The following is a 15,470-nucleotide window of genomic DNA, read 5'->3' as shown; positions in this document are numbered from 1 at the left end:
CCAGCGCAGGATTAGCCGCGCTCACCTTGTAGCCATTGCAACTGGACTTCGTGCTGACCACGGTCGTCGGTGACGAAAATCGTCCCTTCGCTGATCATCACGTCCCACTTGATTACCCGTGGCATGTCTTTGGCCAGGGTTTCCAGGATTTCCTGAGGCACGGCAGCGATGTGCACGTTTTTCAGGTTTTTGATGGCCGGGATCACTTTGGTTTCCCAGACGCGCAAGCTGCCGTAGGCCAGCAGGCTGGTGCGTTCAGTGCGACGCGAGCACCAGGTCAGGCGATCGGCGTCTGGCTGGCCGACTTCGATCCAGTGCAGGACGCGGTCGTCCAGACTCTTTTCCCACAGGGCAGGTTCATCCACGTCTGACAGACCACGACCGAATGACAGCTGCTCGTTGTACCAGAAGGCGTAGGCCAACAGCCGCACGGTCATGCGCTCTTCGGTTTCCGAAGGGTGACGGGCGATGGTCTGCTTCACGCTCTCGTAAATGCTGCGGTCGAGGTCGGTGAGGTTCAGTTCAAACTTGTAGGTCGTGGACGGCTGGGCCATGAACGGGCTTCTTGATACGAGGAAAGGCGGCAAGTCTAACCGATGCTGTAGGCAATCATCGAACAGAAGGCGATTCTGCTTGGTCGTCTGACGTTCGGCTATGTTAAAACGCTGTATTCGCTCAACCTTTGTCCTACAGGATCCCGCATGCCACTCACCGGAAAACCGCTCTCAGGCCTGAAAGTCATTGAATTGGGTACGCTGATCGCCGGGCCGTTTGCCTCGCGCATTTGCGGTGAGTTTGGCGCTGAAGTGATCAAGATCGAATCCCCCAACGGTGGCGACCCGTTGCGCAAATGGCGAAAACTGTACGAAGGCACCTCGCTGTGGTGGTTCGTCCAGGCGCGCAACAAAAAGTCGCTGACCCTGAACCTGAAACACCCGGACGGTCTGGCGATTCTGAAAAAACTGCTCGGTGAAGCGGACATCCTGATCGAGAACTTTCGCCCTGGGGTGCTGGAAAAACTCGGCCTGGGCTGGGACGTCCTGCACGCGTTGAACCCGAAACTGGTGATGGTGCGTCTCTCCGGTTTTGGTCAGACCGGGCCGATGAAAGACCAGCCAGGTTTCGGCGCGGTCGGTGAGTCCATGGGCGGCCTGCGCTACATCACCGGTTTCGAGGACCGCCCGCCGGTGCGCACCGGGATTTCCATCGGTGACTCGATTGCCGCGCTCTGGGGTGTCATTGGCGCGCTGATGGCCCTGCGTCATCGTGAAGTGAACGGCGGACTTGGCCAAGTGGTCGACGTGGCACTGTATGAAGCGATCTTCGCCATGATGGAAAGCATGGTGCCGGAGTTCGATGTATTTGGTTTCATTCGCGAACGCACCGGCAACATCATGCCGGGCATCACGCCCTCCTCGATCCACACCAGCGCCGATGGCAAACATGTGCAAATCGGCGCCAATGGTGATGCGATTTTCAAACGGTTCATGCTGATCATCGGCCGCGAAGACCTGGCCAATGACCCGGTGCTGGCCAGTAACGACGGACGTGACAGCCGCCGAGACGAGATCTATGGCGTGATCGATCGCTGGGTCAATTCACTGCCGCTGGACACGGTCATCGAACGGCTGAATCAGGCCGACGTGCCGGCCAGCCGGATCTTCAGTGCCGAAGACATGTTCAGCGATCCGCAATACCTGGCCCGGGAAATGTTCCTGCAGGCCAAGCTGCCGGACGGTAAAGATTTCAAGATGCCGGGCATTGTGCCGAAACTCTCAGAGACACCCGGAAGTTCGGAATGGGTCGGGCCGCAACTTGGCGAGCACAACGCACAGGTACTCCAGGAACTTGGCTATGACGCGTTGCAGATCGCACAACTGCACAAAGACGGAGCCATCTAAGCTGAGGTGGATGCTCGCCTCGCCCGTCACACACAGCCTGCCGTACGGCGTACGGGAACTGTGCGCGTTGCTGGCGACATTCCTGCTGGTCGGTCTGGCGCCATCAGCGATGGCGCAAAACAAGGAAACCCTCCTCTGGTTGATGCGCGACCTTCCGCCCCTGACGATTTTCGAAGGCCCGAAAAAGGGTCAGGGGGTCATCGATCAACTCATGCCCCTGTTGATCACCAGCATGCCGCAATACGAACACACGGTAATGCGGGTCAATCGCGCTCGCGCTCTCCAAATGCTCCACGAGCCTTCCCTCACCTGCGATGCGGCGCTGAACTGGAGCAAGGAGCGCGAAGGCTGGATCGCGTTTTCCATACCGGTTTTTCGAGCCATGAGTAACGGCCTTGCGATACGAAGGATTGACCATGAGGTGCTGGCGCCCTTCATCCAGGACGGTGAAGTGGACCTGGCCGCCCTGCTGGCCAGCGGTCACGAAAAACTGGGGATTGTTGCAGAGCGCAACTACGGCGAGTACCTCGATGCGCTGCTCAAACAGGCGCCAGCCGATGCGCTGACGCTGCATTACGGCAATGATGCCTTGGGCAGCCTGTTGCAAATGCAGCGCCTGGGGCGCTTGCGAGTGCTACTGGGCTACCGTTCGGAAATCCGCTACCAGGCCCAACAGCAAGGGATCGCGGAGGATGAGTTGCAGTTCTATCCGATACGCGGCACCGGCAAATACCTGTCCGGTTATATCGGCTGTACCGACACCCCCAAGGGCCGGCAGGCAATCGTCGAGATCAATCAGCTGTTGCGCAAACTGCCACGCGATCACCTGAGCGAGGCGTATGCCGCCTGGCTCGACCCGGAAAGTCGCGGCGCCTACCTGGAAGACTCCAGGGCATTTTTCGAGCATCAGGCCGAGCACTGAGAAATCGCAGGCAAAAAGAAACCCCGAGAAGTGGGGAGACGACTCGGGGTTAAACGTGGCCTACATAAAGACCAGTAGCAGCAAGCTACAAGCACCGGAGCACAATGCTTGATCCTGCTGTTACAAGGTCTGACTGACCGATGCGCAGGAAGGTTCCCACAACATTCACTTCAATTTCTGCGAGCCAGCATTTTCTCCTGGGCCGCATTGCGCAACGCCGCGATGACACAGGGCTCCAGCCGTCCTTCGGCAATCAGCACGTCGCGGTGCAACCCGTCGACGACATCGGTCAAAAGACGCTTGTCGGTCAACTGAGCCTGATTGAAGGCGTGTTCCACCACGATCGCGCCGGTTGCATTCTTCAGCGTCACCAGGCATTCGCCATGGGCACCCGACGGGGTCAGCGTGACCTGATACGGGCTCAGCGCCTCACCGAGCAATAGACTGATACTTTCCATCTCGATCACCACTCAATAGTCCGAAAACAAAGTGCCTGGGGCGTGCTCACAGTTAATGACCACTGGCCCGAGAAGAAAGTTCTGGATTCCAGGTGCAGGCGCGTCGGCGCCTCTGGTTGATTGAGCATGCACGCCAAAGATGACAGGGAAAAAACAGCCGTATCACTCGCCCCGCCGCCGATCCAGATCCGTCCAGCCTCCGAGTAGACCGCGCAGTTGGCCATCGCCACTGTAGAACGGCACCGTCCACTGATAGATATCCCTGACACCGTTCTTGAACTCCAATTGACGCTCAATGAACCGGGGCTTGCGCGTGCTCAATTGGCTGATGAACTCTGCATGCAAGCGCTCTGCCGTCGCTTTGGGCAAGAGATCGAGTTCGATCAACTGTCGCCCCTGAATCTGGTCGAAACGGGTCGCCAGACTCTCTTCATAACTTTTGTTGCACATGATCAAACGCCCTTGCAGATCACGCACAAACACCGGATCGGGCATGGCCTCCATCAAGGCACGCTGGAAGGCGAGTTGATCGTTGAGGTTTTTCTGGTCGTTCAGGTGTTGCTGGTTCAAGCCGGCGAGGCGTCGGTTCCAGAGCAATGAAAGCAGACCGAAAAGACCGACAACAACCACGCCCCAACACCCCCAATGGGTAAGCCGCTGCCAGAGGGAGGGCGTCTTCATTGATCCGATTCCGCTAAGCCACTTCAAGCGAATGGCCCGCAACTCGGCAGGAGGAAAGGCCTCAAGCGCCTTGTTGAGGATGCTCAGCAATGGCGACTGACCTTTGCGTACCACCAGATGATCGGCCTCCCATTTACCCTCCACGGCACGCCCGACCTTGAGTCGTCCCAGCGGATAAAGTTGCGCGCCGATTTCATTTTCGATGGTGGCAAAGGCTTCACCACTTTCAACCAGCGCCCTGGCTTCGGCATAGGTTTTGACCGAGCGCAGTTCGATCGCCGGGTAGTCGTGGCGAATCGTACCTTCGAGTGCATGCCGGGTCGGCAACACCAGGACTTTTTTCGACAACTGCTCGAGGGACTGCACCAGAGGCTCTTCTGCCCGCCCGACGAACACCCAGCCAGCACCACCGAATGCATGACTGAAATCCAGAAAGACTTTGCGTTCGTCGTTCATCGCCAGTGTCGTGCTCATGTCCGCCGCGGCGCTTTCCAGACGCCCGAGCATCTGATCAGTGGAAAACGATTCTTCGTGAACAAACTTCAAGCCCGTCATGGCACTGATGCGATTGAGCAGATCGTTGTTCAAGCCATTCCATTGGCCGTGCTCATCCTTGAACAGATACAACGGGTACTGCACCGATGCAACGATGACTTGCGGATGCTCGGCAATCCACCGCAACTCCTCTGCGTCGAATTTGATCGCCACATCGACAACCGCCTCTTTCGCCTCGGAATTCACCCATTGCGCTGCCAGCGCCGCTTGGCTAAAGCCCATGACGCTGACTAAAAACATCCAGCACACGGCTGGTCCGAGCCTTATGAAAAACTGCATTACCACTTCCTTCGCGATCAACTCGCCCGTCCTTCATGGGGCGAAAACGCAACAAGTGTGGCACGCAGAAATGAGAAAGCCCGTCAGGAGACGGGCTTCAAAATGTGACAGCTTTTACCGGTTACAACGGCTTGCCACGGTTGCCATGCTGACTGACAAAGGCCTGCACGGCTTTCAGGTCGTTTGGCAACACGGTGCAACGCTCATCTCTCTCAAACAAATCAGAAAGATGTGTAGGGAGTTCAAGCGCTTTTCCTACACCGGCTTTCTGCACGGCATCCGGGAATTTGACCGGATGGGCCGTGCCAAGGATCACCATTGGAATGTCCAGGCTGCGACGGCACTCGCGCGCAGCCTTCACGCCGATGGCCGTGTGCGGGTCCAGCAGCTCGCCGGTTTGCTCGTACACTTCAGCGATGGTTTCGCAGGTTTGTGCGTCATCCACGGCCAGGGAATCGAACAGCTTGCGGGCTTCGGTCCAGCGTTCCTGTTCGACGCTGAAACCGCCACCCTGCTTGAAGCTGTCCATCAGCCCGGCAATCGCTGCGCCGTTGCGACCGTGCAGGTCGAACAGCAGGCGTTCGAAGTTCGACGAGACCATGATGTCCATCGACGGCGACAGCGTGGCGTGCAGGGTTTCCTTGACGTACTGGTTGCCGCTCATGAAGCGGTGCAGGATGTCGTTGCGGTTGGTGGCGACGATCAACTGGTTGATCGGCAGGCCCATGTTGCGCGCCAGGTAACCGGCGAAGATGTCGCCGAAGTTGCCGGTCGGCACCGAGAACGACACCGAGCGCGCCGGGCCACCCAATTGCAGCGAGGCGTGGAAGTAGTAAACGATCTGGGCCATGATCCGCGCCCAGTTGATCGAGTTCACCGCGACCAGGCGCGTGCCCTTGAGGAAGCTCTGGTCGGCGAAGCTCGCCTTGACCATTTCCTGGCAGTCATCGAAGTTGCCTTCGATGGCGATGTTGTGGATGTTCTCGCCGAAGATGGTCGTCATCTGGCGACGCTGCACTTCGGACACACGGTTGTGCGGGTGCAGGATGAAGATGTCGACGTTTTCGCAGTGCTTGCAGCCTTCGATGGCGGCCGAACCGGTGTCGCCGGAAGTAGCGCCGACAATCACCACGCGCTCACCGCGCTTTTCCAGCACGTAGTCGAGCAAACGACCGAGCAGTTGCAGGGCGAAGTCTTTAAACGCCAGGGTCGGGCCATGGAACAGCTCCAGCACCCATTCGTTGCCGTTCAGCTGACGCAACGGTGCCACGGCGTTGTGAGAAAATACACCGTAGGTTTCTTCGAGGATTTTTTTGAAATCGGCGTCAGGAATGCTGCCGGTAACGAACGGGCGCATCACCCGGAAAGCCAGTTCGTGATACGGCAGGCCGGCCCACGAAGCGATTTCTTCCTGGGTGAAACGTGGCAGGTTTTCCGGGACGTACAGACCGCCGTCGGTGGCGAGACCGGCCAGCAGGACGTCTTCGAAATTCAGGGCCGGTGCCTGGCCGCGGGTACTGATATAACGCATGACTGGCTCCAATAGACAGTGTTCGCAAACCCGGGCCCGCACGCAGGCCCGGTGAACGATAACGGCTTAGTTCAGGTGCTCGACGCGGATCCGTACAACCGGACCGACCACACCGGTCAACGCTTCAAGGGCAGCAATCGCGTCGTTCATGTGCTGTTCCAGCACACGGTGCGTCAGCAGGATCATTGGCACCAGACCGTCATGCTCTTCCACTTCTTTCTGCATGATCGATTCGATGTTGATGCCGCGCTCCGACAGGATGCTCGCCACCTGGGCCAACACGCCCGGATGGTCCTTGGCCTGAATGCGCAGGTAGTAGGCGCTTTCGCAGGCTTCGATCGGCAGGATCGGGTGCGCCGACAGCGAATCCGGCTGGAAGGCCAGGTGCGGTACGCGGTTTTCCGGGTCGGAGGTCATGGCGCGAACCACGTCCACCAGGTCGGCGATCACCGACGAAGCGGTTGGCTCCATGCCAGCGCCAGCGCCGTAGAACAGCGTCGAACCGGCCGCATCGCCGTTGACCATGACGGCGTTCATCACGCCGTTGACGTTGGCAATCAGGCGATCGGCCGGAATCAGCGTCGGGTGCACGCGCAACTCGATACCGGCGGCTGTGCTGCGAGCCACGCCGAGGTGCTTGATGCGGTAGCCCAGCGCTTCGGCGTAGTTCACGTCAGCGGTGGTCAGCTTGGTGATGCCTTCGGTGTAAGCCTTGTCGAACTGCAGCGGGATACCGAACGCGATGGACGCCAGGATCGTCAGCTTGTGAGCCGCGTCGATGCCTTCAACGTCGAAGGTCGGATCGGCTTCGGCGTAGCCCAGGGCTTGCGCCTCGGCCAGCACGTCTTCGAAGGTGCGACCTTTCTCACGCATTTCGGTGAGGATGAAGTTGCCGGTGCCGTTGATGATGCCAGCGACCCAGTTGATGCGGTTGGCGGACAGGCCTTCACGGATCGCCTTGATCACCGGAATGCCACCGGCCACAGCCGCTTCGAACGCCACGATCACGCCTTTCTCGCGAGCCTTGGCGAAAATTTCATTACCGTGAACGGCAATCAATGCCTTGTTCGCGGTGACCACATGCTTGCCATTCTCGATGGCCTTGAGTACCAGCTCGCGGGCAACGGTGTAGCCGCCCATCAGCTCTATAACGATGTCGATCTCAGGGTTCGTGGCCACTTCGAAGACATCGTTGGTAATCGCAATACCGGTCGTCTGGAACTGAGGCTTTGGCGTGCGCATGGCAATTTGTGCCACTTCGATTCCACGCCCGGCACGACGAGCAATTTCCTCGGCGTTGCGCTGAAGTACGTTGAAGGTACCGCCACCGACGGTTCCTAACCCACAGATGCCTACTTTGACCGGTTTCACTGTGAACTCCCCATAAAACGGCCGACTCAAGGTCGGCCGTGAAAACAACCGCGTGCTCGCGGTTCTCTATTAATGGCCCGGCGATGACGCTGCCGGACCACGATCGTCAATGGCTGACCGTGACGATGCGAATTTACTTCGCGCCCAGTGCCAGTTTGGCGACTTGTGGCGCAGGCTGGTAGCCCGGAATGACCTGACCGTCGGCCAAAACGATGGCCGGTGTGCCGTTCACGCCGATCGACTGACCGAGGGCAAATTGTTTGGAAACCGGGTTATCGCATTTGGCGGCCTTGATTTCCTTGCCATCGACCATTTTGTCCATGGCCGCTTTCTTGTCTTTGGAGCACCAGACCGCTTGCAGCTGCTCGTCACCCGGCGAGCCCAGGCCCTGGCGCGGGAACGCAACGTAGCGCACTTCGATGCCGCGCTTGTTCAGCTCAGGCACTTCGGCGTGCAGTTTGTGGCAGTACGGGCAGGTGGTGTCGGTGAACACGGTGATGTGCGATTTGGTTTCGCCAATGGCCGGGTAGACCACGGTTTCCGCAACCGGGATCGCGTTGACCAGTTTGGACACGCCCAGGCGTTCGGTCTTCTCGGTCAGGTTGACCGGTTTGCCGTCCTTGAGCTGGAACATGTAGCCCTGAACCACATATTGGCCGTCGGCGCTGGCGTAGAGCACACGGCTGCCTTGCAGTTTGACTTCGTACAGGCCAGGCAGCGGACTGGCGGAGATGCTTTCTACCGGTACTTCGAGCTGGAGGTTTTCCAGGCTTTTACGAATGGCTTTGTCGGCCGCGTCATCGGCGACGGCAAAGGTGCTGACCAACGCAATGGCGGCGGCGGCGAAAATCTGGGTCAGACGCATGAGAACTCCTGAAGGCGGACAAATGGGACGATCAGAACGCCCGTGCCGAAACACCGGGTCATAACCGCCCATCGTACAAACCGGCAAAGCCTACCACATAAGGTCGTTGTGGCCGAATGGAGCTGACACAAGACATTGTGGCGAGGGAGCTTGCTCCCGCTGGGCTACGAAGCGGCCCTAAAATTCTAGGAACGGCGAAGATTTTGTGAGTGCTGCGCACTCAAGCGGGAGCAAGCTCCCTCGCCACAAGTGCCATTCATCCATGAATACTCATCAACCGCGCGGATGGTGTTTGGCGTGCAGGTCTTGCAAGCGCGCCCGGGCGACGTGGGTGTAGATCTGGGTGGTGGACAAATCGCTGTGGCCGAGCAGCATTTGCACCACACGCAGGTCGGCGCCGTGGTTGAGCAGGTGCGTGGCGAAGGCGTGGCGCAAGGTGTGCGGCGACAGCGACTTGCCGATTCCGGCGACCTTCGCCTGGTGCTTGATGCGGTGCCAGAACGTCTGGCGGGTCATCTGCTCGCCGCGCTGACTGGGAAACAACACATCGCTGGGACGACCACTGAGCAGTTCGCCACGGGCATCACGCATGTAGCGTTCAACCCAGACAATCGCCTCCTCTCCCATCGGTACCAGTCGCTCCTTGCTGCCCTTGCCCATCACCCGAAGCACGCCCTGGCGCAGGTTGACTTGCTCCAGCGTCAGGCTGATCAGCTCCGTCACTCGCAAGCCACAGGCGTAAAGCACTTCGAGCATGGCGCGATCACGCTGGCCGATGGCTTCGCTCAAGTCCGGCGCCTTGAGCAAGGCTTCGACGTCGGATTCCGATAGGGATTTAGGCAACGGCCTACCCAACTGAGGCATGTCGACGCGCAAGGTCGGGTCGACGGCAATCAACTTTTCCCGCAGCAAATAGCGATAAAAGCCACGCACGCCCGAGAGAAATCGCGCGGTGGAACGGGGTTTGTAGTTCTGCTCCAGGCGCCAGGCCAGGTGATCGAGGATCAACTCGCGGCCGGCATTGACCAACTCCAGGCCCTTCTCCTGCAGCCAGCCGTTGAACAGGGCCAGGTCACTGCGATAGGCATCGCGGGTGTTGTCGGAAAGACCTTTCTCCAGCCACAGGGCGTCGAGGAACTGGTCTATCAGGGGATGATCGATAGCAGGCATGATCGCTCTAGACACGCAGTCTTGAGACGGCGTGCGAAAAAAGGGTGAACGGAATAAATGGCCGCTAGTCTTTCATAGCCGGCTACTTCAAGGAACAGGAGCTTCAATGAACGAACAGCAGATTCTGTTGGCGATTGGCGGTATCGGCGCAGCGGCGTTGGGTTGTCAGTGGCTGGCGTGGCGCCTGAAATTGCCGGCGATTCTTTTCCTGCTGCTGACCGGCATTCTGGTGGGGCCGATTCTGGGCTGGCTCGACCCGCAAGCCATGTTCGGGCCGCTGCTGATGCCACTGGTATCGCTGGCGGTGGCACTGATCCTGTTTGAAGGCAGCTTGACGCTGCATCTGTCGGAATGGCGCGAGATTGGTAGCGTGGTGCATCGACTGGTCACCATCGGCGCGCTCTCGACCTGGGTGGTCATCGCCGTCGCGACCCATTACCTGCTGGGTTTCGACTGGTTGCTCGCCATCCTCTTCGGCAGCCTGACGCTGGTGACCGGCCCTACTGTGATCGTGCCGATGTTGCGCGTGGTGCGGCCGAAAGCCTCGATCGCCAACATCCTGCGCTGGGAAGGCATCGTCATCGACCCGATTGGCGCCCTGCTCGCCGTGGTGGTCTACAGCTTCATCATCGCCAGTGCGGCGGGTGAAGGCTTGAGCCACAGCCTGCTGACCTTCGGCGGCGTGATTCTGTGCGGCAGCGTGTTCGGGGTTGCCGGCGGCTGGGTGCTCGGCATGATTATTCGGCGCCAGTGGCTGCCGGAGTACCTGCACAACCTGGCCGCGTTGGCTGCGGTTCTGAGCATTTTTATCGCCGCCAACGAAGTAATGCATGAGTCCGGCCTGCTGGCCGTGACCTTGATGGGTATGTGGCTGGCCAACATGAAAGGCGTGGATGTGCGACATATCCTGCACTTCAAGGAAAACCTCAGCGTGCTCCTCATTTCGGGGCTGTTCATCTTGCTGGCGGCGCGCCTCGATCTGAACGCCATGATCGGCCTCGGGCCGCTGGTGCTGATCCTGCTGCTGATCATTCAGTTTATCGCCCGCCCCTTGAACGTGATGCTCTCCACCCTGGGCTCGAATTTGAGCTGGCGCGAACGGGCGCTGCTGTCGTGGATAGCGCCGCGCGGGATCGTTGCAGCGGCCGTGTCAGCGATTTTCGCGATTCGCCTGCACGAGGCCGGTCACCAAAGCGCCTTGCTGCTGGTGCCGCTGACGTTTGCCGTGATCATTGGCACCGTGGTGCTGCAAAGTGCAACGGCTCGGCCCTTGGCGCGGTTGTTGAAAGTGGCTGAGCCGGCGCCCAGCGGTTTCCTGATCGTCGGGGCCAACGCTCCGGCGCGAACCTTGGGCAAAGCCTTGCAGCAACTGGGCAGTCGAGTGCTCCTGACAGACTCGAGTTGGGAAAATATTCGGGCGGCGCGCATGGACGGATTGCCGACGTACTTCGGTAATCCAGCGTCGCAGCATGCAGATGCGCACCTGGACCTGGTCGGGCTGGGGCATTTGCTGACACTGTCGCCGTCCGGCGAACTGAACACACTGGCATCGATGCGCTTTCGTCATGACTTTGGTCATCAACGCTTGTTCGGGCTGGCCAGCGGCCAGGAGAGCCGACGCACCGACAAGCATCGCGCCAGCCATGAGCATCGCGGGCGTTTGCTGGGCAATGAGGAGTTAACTTACGTCAAGCTGGCCAATCAACTGCATCAGGGGGCGCAGTTGTACAGCACGCACCTGACCGATGGATTTGGCTGGGAAGATTATCAGGCGTTGCATGGTGAGCGGGCGACGTTGTTGTTTGCTCGCGATGACAGCGGCTGGGTGCATGTGGTGACGCCGGACAGCGCGGTCAGGCCTTCGGCAGGGTGGACGGTGTTGGCGTTGATTCAGCCTGAAGATAGCGCCGCGGCGTAAATCGCAGACAACAAAAAAGCAGCCCGAAGGCTGCTTTTTTCTGCATCGGAAGCTGGACTTAAGCCAGTTTTTCCTTGATGCGAGCTGCTTTACCGGACAGGTCACGCAGGTAGTACAGCTTGGCTTTACGTACGTCACCGCGACGTTTAACGGCCATGCTGTCGATTTGCGGGCTGTAGGTCTGGAAAGTACGCTCTACGCCAACACCGTTGGAGATTTTACGAACGGTGAATGCACTGTTTACGCCGCGGTTACGCTTGGCGATAACAACACCTTCGAACGCTTGCAGACGCGAACGGTCGCCTTCCTTCACTTTCACCTGAACGACAATAGTGTCGCCCGGGGCAAAGGTAGGGATCTCTTTGGTCATCTGCTCTGCTTCGAGTGCAAGGATGATTTTGTTAGTCATGCTGTGCTCCTAAGGTAAATCGTCGGATTTACCATCGATACGTTGTTAACTATCGTCCCGCTCGCGGATGTATTCCTCGAGCAGCTTCTTCTCTTCTCCAGAAAGCGAGCGGCTTTCCAGAAGATCGGCGCGTCGTTCAAAGGTCCTACCAAGGGACTGCTGTAAACGCCAACGCCGGATATGCGCGTGATTGCCACTTAGCAACACGTCGGGAACACGCTGATCCGCATACACCTCCGGTCGGGTGTAGTGCGGGCAATCCAGCAAACCATCCGTAAAGGAATCTTCCTCGGCGGAGTCCGCATGCCCTAAAGCTCCAGGCAGCAGTCGTGTAACCGCATCGATCAGGACCATCGCCGGCAGCTCGCCGCCAGACAGTACATAGTCGCCAATCGACCACTCTTCATCGACATAAGCTTCAATAAATCGCTCGTCAATGCCTTCATAGCGGCCGGCAATCAGGATCAATGCATCCAGATTCGCCAACTCGCGCACCGCCGACTGAGTCAGTTGACGGCCTTGGGGGGACAGGTAAATTACCTTCGCCGCCTCCCCGGCTGCTGCCTTGGCCTGAACCAGAGCATCTTCCAGGGGCTTGATCTTCATCACCATGCCCGGACCACCGCCAAATGGGCGATCATCCACAGTGTGATGTCGATCCGTCGTGTAGTCTCGCGGGTTCCAACAGGTGAGCTGCAAGAGCCCCTGTTTCACCGCCCGACTGGTGATGCCGTACTCGCTGATGGCGGAGAACATCTCGGGAAACAAACTGATCACTTCTACGCGCAAGTTAGCCACGCTTAGAAGTCCGCATCCCATTCCACCTTCATCTCGCCTGCGGCAAGGTCGACGGCCAACACGCATTGCTCCGTATAGGGCAACAGGCGTTCGCGATCATCCAGGCTGCCAGCGCAAGGCTTGACCACCATTACATCATTGGCGCCGGTTTCCAGAAGATGATCGATTTTCCCGAGCAATTGCCCGAGTTGATCAATAACCTTCAGACCTTCCAGCTGGTACCAGTAGTACTCGCCGTCGGTCAATTCAGGGAACAGATTGCGCGGCACACAGATCTCGTAACCGGCCAGAAGACGAGCTTCTTCACGATCATCAAGACCCTTGAGCTTCGCGACCAGGAACTTGTCGTTCCCACGTCCGCTGACCAGCTCGACCTGTTTCACATTGCCTTCGCGCTTGAGCGTCCAGGTTTTGTACTGCAACAGGTTTTCTGTCGGATCAGTAAAGGAATACACCTTCACTTCGCCGCGAACGCCATGGACCGAATAAATTTTGCCAATAACGATCAAATCATCAGCAACAGCTGGCGTCGCGTTCATATTGCTCAGGCCGCAGCCTTAGCCGAGTCCTTCAACAACTGAGCAACACGCTCAGAAGGTTGTGCACCAACGCTCAGCCAGTAGGCTACGCGCTCTTGGTTCACGGACAGACGGACTTCTTGACCACGAGCAACAGGGTTGAAGAAACCAACCTGTTCCTTGTGCGAACCGTCGCGCGGGTTGCGGCTGTCGGTTACGGTCAAGTGGTAAAACGGGCGCTTTTTGGAGCCGCCAAGGGCAAGACGGATTGTTAGCATGTGAACATCGTTCCTGTAGTCGGTGCTGCAAATCTAAAGGCACAGCGGGCATAGGTGCCCGAAAGGCCGCATATTCTAAGGAATATCCGGACTTTTGCAAATGTCTTTTTCCGGCGGCCTATCGGACGCCATCCAGATTTGCTATAGAGCCGTCGTTAAAAACGGCCAGTCAGCTCCCGCCAAGTGCGGGTTTGCTGGAGATCCCACTTCCGTGTGGGGTTGCGCAAGAGCAAGCCCTTGCGCGAATTCTTTACATTTTAGGCATGCCGCCGCCGGGCAACATACCGCCCATGCCGCGCATCATTTTGGCCATTCCGCCTTTCGCGGAAAATTTCTTCATCATCTTCTGCATCTGCTTGTGTTGCTTGATCAAGCGACCAATGTCCTGCACTTGAGTGCCGGAACCCATGGCAATCCGGCGCTTGCGCGAACCGCTGATCATCTCAGGGTCGCGGCGCTCGGCCGGGGTCATGGAGTTGATGATGGCTTCCATCTGCTTGAATTGCTTTTCTGCCGCGCCCTGGGCATTGCCCATCTGCGCCAGGTTCACGCCGCCGATGTTCGGCAGTTTGTCCATGAGGCCGCCGAGGCCGCCCATGTTCTTCATTTGTTGCAACTGATCGCGGAAGTCTTCGAGGTCGAACCCCTTGCCCTTCTTCAGTTTCTTGGCCAGTTTGTCGGCCTTGTCCTTGTCCAGGGTCGCTTCGGCCTGTTCGATCAGGCTGAGCACGTCGCCCATGCCGAGGATGCGCGAAGCGATACGCTCAGGGTGGAACGGATCGAGCGCGTCGCTCTTCTCGCCCATACCGATGAACTTGATCGGTTTGCCGGTGATGGCGCGAACCGACAGCGCGGCACCGCCCCGGGCATCGCCGTCGACCTTGGTCAGGATCACGCCGGTCAGCGGCAATGCATCACCAAACGCCTTGGCGGTGTTGGCAGCATCCTGGCCGGTCATGGCGTCAACCACGAACAGGGTTTCGACCGGGTTGATCGCGGCGTGCAGCGCCTTGATCTCGCCCATCATCTCTTCGTCGATGTGCAGACGACCGGCGGTGTCGACGATGACCACGTCGATGAATTTCAGTTTTGCTTCTTTAATAGCCGCTTGCGCGATGTCGACCGGTTTCTGGCTCAGGTCGGACGGGAAGAAGGTCACACCGACTTCACCGGCAAGCATTTCCAGCTGTTTGATCGCCGCTGGACGGTAAACGTCCGCGGACACGACCATGACCGACTTCTTCTTGCGCTCTTTAAGGAAGCGCGCCAGCTTGCCGGCGGTGGTGGTTTTACCCGCGCCCTGCAAACCGGCCATCAGGATCACGGCAGGTGGAACGGCGCTCAGGTTCAGGTCTTCGTTGGCCGCGCCCATCAGGCTTTCGAGCTCGGCCTGGACGATCTTCACAAAGGCCTGGCCCGGCGTCAGGCTGCGCGACACCTCGGTGCCGACAGCGCGTTCCTTGACCGAATTGACGAAGTCTTTGACCACTGGCAAGGCGACGTCGGCTTCGAGCAACGCCATGCGCACTTCGCGCAGGGTGTCTTTGATGTTGTCCTCGGTCAGCTTGGCCTTGCCGGTGACATGGCGCAGCGTCTGCGAGAGACGGTCGGTTAAGTTTTCAAACATTGCGCGATCCTTTCAGGCCCTGTGTAGACCGGGATAATGGCGGCCCAGACCGGAATAAACATGTGCTCGGCGAGCCTGCGGCGTGGGCAGGTCGCGGATTATAGCGAAGACTGCGTCTGGCGGACACCTCACACTTTCGTGCGGCGGGGGTTCTATGCCAAACTCAGCGCCTTTCGGGCTTGCCTAACA

The 15,470-nt window shown here is 58.7% G+C and carries 15 protein-coding genes; 3 read left to right on the top strand and 12 right to left on the bottom strand.

From position 1 onward, the window contains the following. Positions 1 to 11 precede the first annotated feature (11 nt). Complete coding sequence (locus tag ACWKV5_RS04795) at positions 12 to 554, bottom strand: YaeQ family protein (RefSeq protein ID WP_483840395.1); 543 nt, start codon at positions 552 to 554, stop codon at positions 12 to 14. Between the two features lie 147 nt (positions 555 to 701). On the opposite strand from ACWKV5_RS04795, the gene ACWKV5_RS04790 reads away from it, so the two are divergent. Continuing rightward, the gene (locus ACWKV5_RS04790; protein WP_483840394.1) at positions 702 to 1,901 is read left to right on the top strand and encodes a CaiB/BaiF CoA transferase family protein; all 1,200 of its coding nucleotides are present in this window, start codon (positions 702 to 704) and stop codon (positions 1,899 to 1,901) included. Between the two features lie 10 nt (positions 1,902 to 1,911). After that, positions 1,912 to 2,823, top strand: a complete 912-nt coding sequence (locus ACWKV5_RS04785) for a TIGR02285 family protein (RefSeq protein ID WP_483840393.1) — start codon at positions 1,912 to 1,914, stop codon at positions 2,821 to 2,823. A 170-nt stretch (positions 2,824 to 2,993) separates the two neighbouring features. Here the strand turns inward: ACWKV5_RS04785 and ACWKV5_RS04780 are convergent, their stop codons facing one another. From ACWKV5_RS04780 to xerD, 6 genes are all read right to left on the bottom strand, one after another. Beyond that, complete coding sequence (locus ACWKV5_RS04780) at positions 2,994 to 3,281, bottom strand: DUF3509 domain-containing protein (RefSeq protein WP_483840392.1); 288 nt, start codon at positions 3,279 to 3,281, stop codon at positions 2,994 to 2,996. Between the two features lie 162 nt (positions 3,282 to 3,443). Beyond that, positions 3,444 to 4,796 (bottom strand): transporter substrate-binding domain-containing protein, encoded by a 1,353-nt coding sequence (locus ACWKV5_RS04775; protein WP_483840391.1) that lies wholly within the window; start codon positions 4,794 to 4,796, stop codon positions 3,444 to 3,446. A gap of 121 nt (positions 4,797 to 4,917) precedes the next feature. Further along, on the bottom strand, positions 4,918 to 6,327 hold the full coding sequence (thrC, locus tag ACWKV5_RS04770) for a threonine synthase (RefSeq protein ID WP_140666495.1): 1,410 nt from the start codon (positions 6,325 to 6,327) through the stop codon (positions 4,918 to 4,920). Positions 6,328 to 6,393: 66 nt separating this feature from the next. Next, positions 6,394 to 7,698 (bottom strand): homoserine dehydrogenase, encoded by a 1,305-nt coding sequence (locus ACWKV5_RS04765; RefSeq protein WP_027924910.1) that lies wholly within the window; start codon positions 7,696 to 7,698, stop codon positions 6,394 to 6,396. Positions 7,699 to 7,831: 133 nt separating this feature from the next. Next, entirely contained in the window at positions 7,832 to 8,563 is a 732-nt protein-coding gene (gene dsbC, locus ACWKV5_RS04760; RefSeq protein ID WP_034149004.1) for a bifunctional protein-disulfide isomerase/oxidoreductase DsbC, read from the bottom strand. Positions 8,564 to 8,836: 273 nt separating this feature from the next. After that, the gene (xerD, locus tag ACWKV5_RS04755; protein ID WP_483840390.1) at positions 8,837 to 9,733 is read right to left on the bottom strand and encodes a site-specific tyrosine recombinase XerD; all 897 of its coding nucleotides are present in this window, start codon (positions 9,731 to 9,733) and stop codon (positions 8,837 to 8,839) included. A gap of 106 nt (positions 9,734 to 9,839) precedes the next feature. Between xerD and ACWKV5_RS04750 the strand changes: the two genes are divergently transcribed. Further along, on the top strand, positions 9,840 to 11,651 hold the full coding sequence (locus ACWKV5_RS04750) for a cation:proton antiporter (protein WP_483840389.1): 1,812 nt from the start codon (positions 9,840 to 9,842) through the stop codon (positions 11,649 to 11,651). Positions 11,652 to 11,709: 58 nt separating this feature from the next. Here ACWKV5_RS04750 and rplS read toward each other — a convergent pair whose 3' ends face one another. The 5 genes from rplS to ffh form a co-directional block, all read right to left on the bottom strand. After that, positions 11,710 to 12,060 (bottom strand): 50S ribosomal protein L19, encoded by a 351-nt coding sequence (rplS, locus tag ACWKV5_RS04745; RefSeq protein ID WP_003175895.1) that lies wholly within the window; start codon positions 12,058 to 12,060, stop codon positions 11,710 to 11,712. Positions 12,061 to 12,105: 45 nt separating this feature from the next. Beyond that, the gene (trmD, locus tag ACWKV5_RS04740) at positions 12,106 to 12,879 is read right to left on the bottom strand and encodes a tRNA (guanosine(37)-N1)-methyltransferase TrmD (RefSeq protein WP_483840388.1); all 774 of its coding nucleotides are present in this window, start codon (positions 12,877 to 12,879) and stop codon (positions 12,106 to 12,108) included. After that, a complete protein-coding gene (rimM, locus tag ACWKV5_RS04735; protein ID WP_008014731.1) occupies positions 12,861 to 13,397 on the bottom strand; it encodes a ribosome maturation factor RimM in 537 nt (178 codons plus the stop codon). The genes trmD and rimM overlap by 19 nt, the downstream gene beginning before the upstream one ends. Before the next feature lie 5 nt (positions 13,398 to 13,402). Continuing rightward, positions 13,403 to 13,654, bottom strand: a complete 252-nt coding sequence (gene rpsP / locus ACWKV5_RS04730) for a 30S ribosomal protein S16 (RefSeq protein ID WP_045059142.1) — start codon at positions 13,652 to 13,654, stop codon at positions 13,403 to 13,405. A gap of 250 nt (positions 13,655 to 13,904) precedes the next feature. Beyond that, complete coding sequence (gene ffh, locus ACWKV5_RS04725) at positions 13,905 to 15,281, bottom strand: signal recognition particle protein (RefSeq protein ID WP_027924907.1); 1,377 nt, start codon at positions 15,279 to 15,281, stop codon at positions 13,905 to 13,907. Positions 15,282 to 15,470: the final 189 nt, after the last annotated feature.

Source organism: Pseudomonas oplopanacis (assembly GCF_057128725.1).
This window is presented reverse-complemented; position numbering and strand designations above follow the sequence as displayed.

Coding starts and splice junctions, on each gene's coding strand:
- ACWKV5_RS04795 (WP_483840395.1), bottom strand. CDS start 554: ATGGCCCAGCCGTCCACGACCTACAAGTTTGAACTGAACCTCACCGAC.
- ACWKV5_RS04790 (WP_483840394.1), top strand. CDS start 702: ATGCCACTCACCGGAAAACCGCTCTCAGGCCTGAAAGTCATTGAATTG.
- ACWKV5_RS04785 (WP_483840393.1), top strand. CDS start 1,912: ATGCTCGCCTCGCCCGTCACACACAGCCTGCCGTACGGCGTACGGGAA.
- ACWKV5_RS04780 (WP_483840392.1), bottom strand. CDS start 3,281: ATGGAAAGTATCAGTCTATTGCTCGGTGAGGCGCTGAGCCCGTATCAG.
- ACWKV5_RS04775 (WP_483840391.1), bottom strand. CDS start 4,796: ATGCAGTTTTTCATAAGGCTCGGACCAGCCGTGTGCTGGATGTTTTTA.
- thrC (WP_140666495.1), bottom strand. CDS start 6,327: ATGCGTTATATCAGTACCCGCGGCCAGGCACCGGCCCTGAATTTCGAA.
- dsbC (WP_034149004.1), bottom strand. CDS start 8,563: ATGCGTCTGACCCAGATTTTCGCCGCCGCCGCCATTGCGTTGGTCAGC.
- xerD (WP_483840390.1), bottom strand. CDS start 9,733: ATGCCTGCTATCGATCATCCCCTGATAGACCAGTTCCTCGACGCCCTG.
- ACWKV5_RS04750 (WP_483840389.1), top strand. CDS start 9,840: ATGAACGAACAGCAGATTCTGTTGGCGATTGGCGGTATCGGCGCAGCG.
- rplS (WP_003175895.1), bottom strand. CDS start 12,060: ATGACTAACAAAATCATCCTTGCACTCGAAGCAGAGCAGATGACCAAA.
- trmD (WP_483840388.1), bottom strand. CDS start 12,879: ATGGGATGCGGACTTCTAAGCGTGGCTAACTTGCGCGTAGAAGTGATC.
- rimM (WP_008014731.1), bottom strand. CDS start 13,397: ATGAACGCGACGCCAGCTGTTGCTGATGATTTGATCGTTATTGGCAAA.
- rpsP (WP_045059142.1), bottom strand. CDS start 13,654: ATGCTAACAATCCGTCTTGCCCTTGGCGGCTCCAAAAAGCGCCCGTTT.
- ffh (WP_027924907.1), bottom strand. CDS start 15,281: ATGTTTGAAAACTTAACCGACCGTCTCTCGCAGACGCTGCGCCATGTC.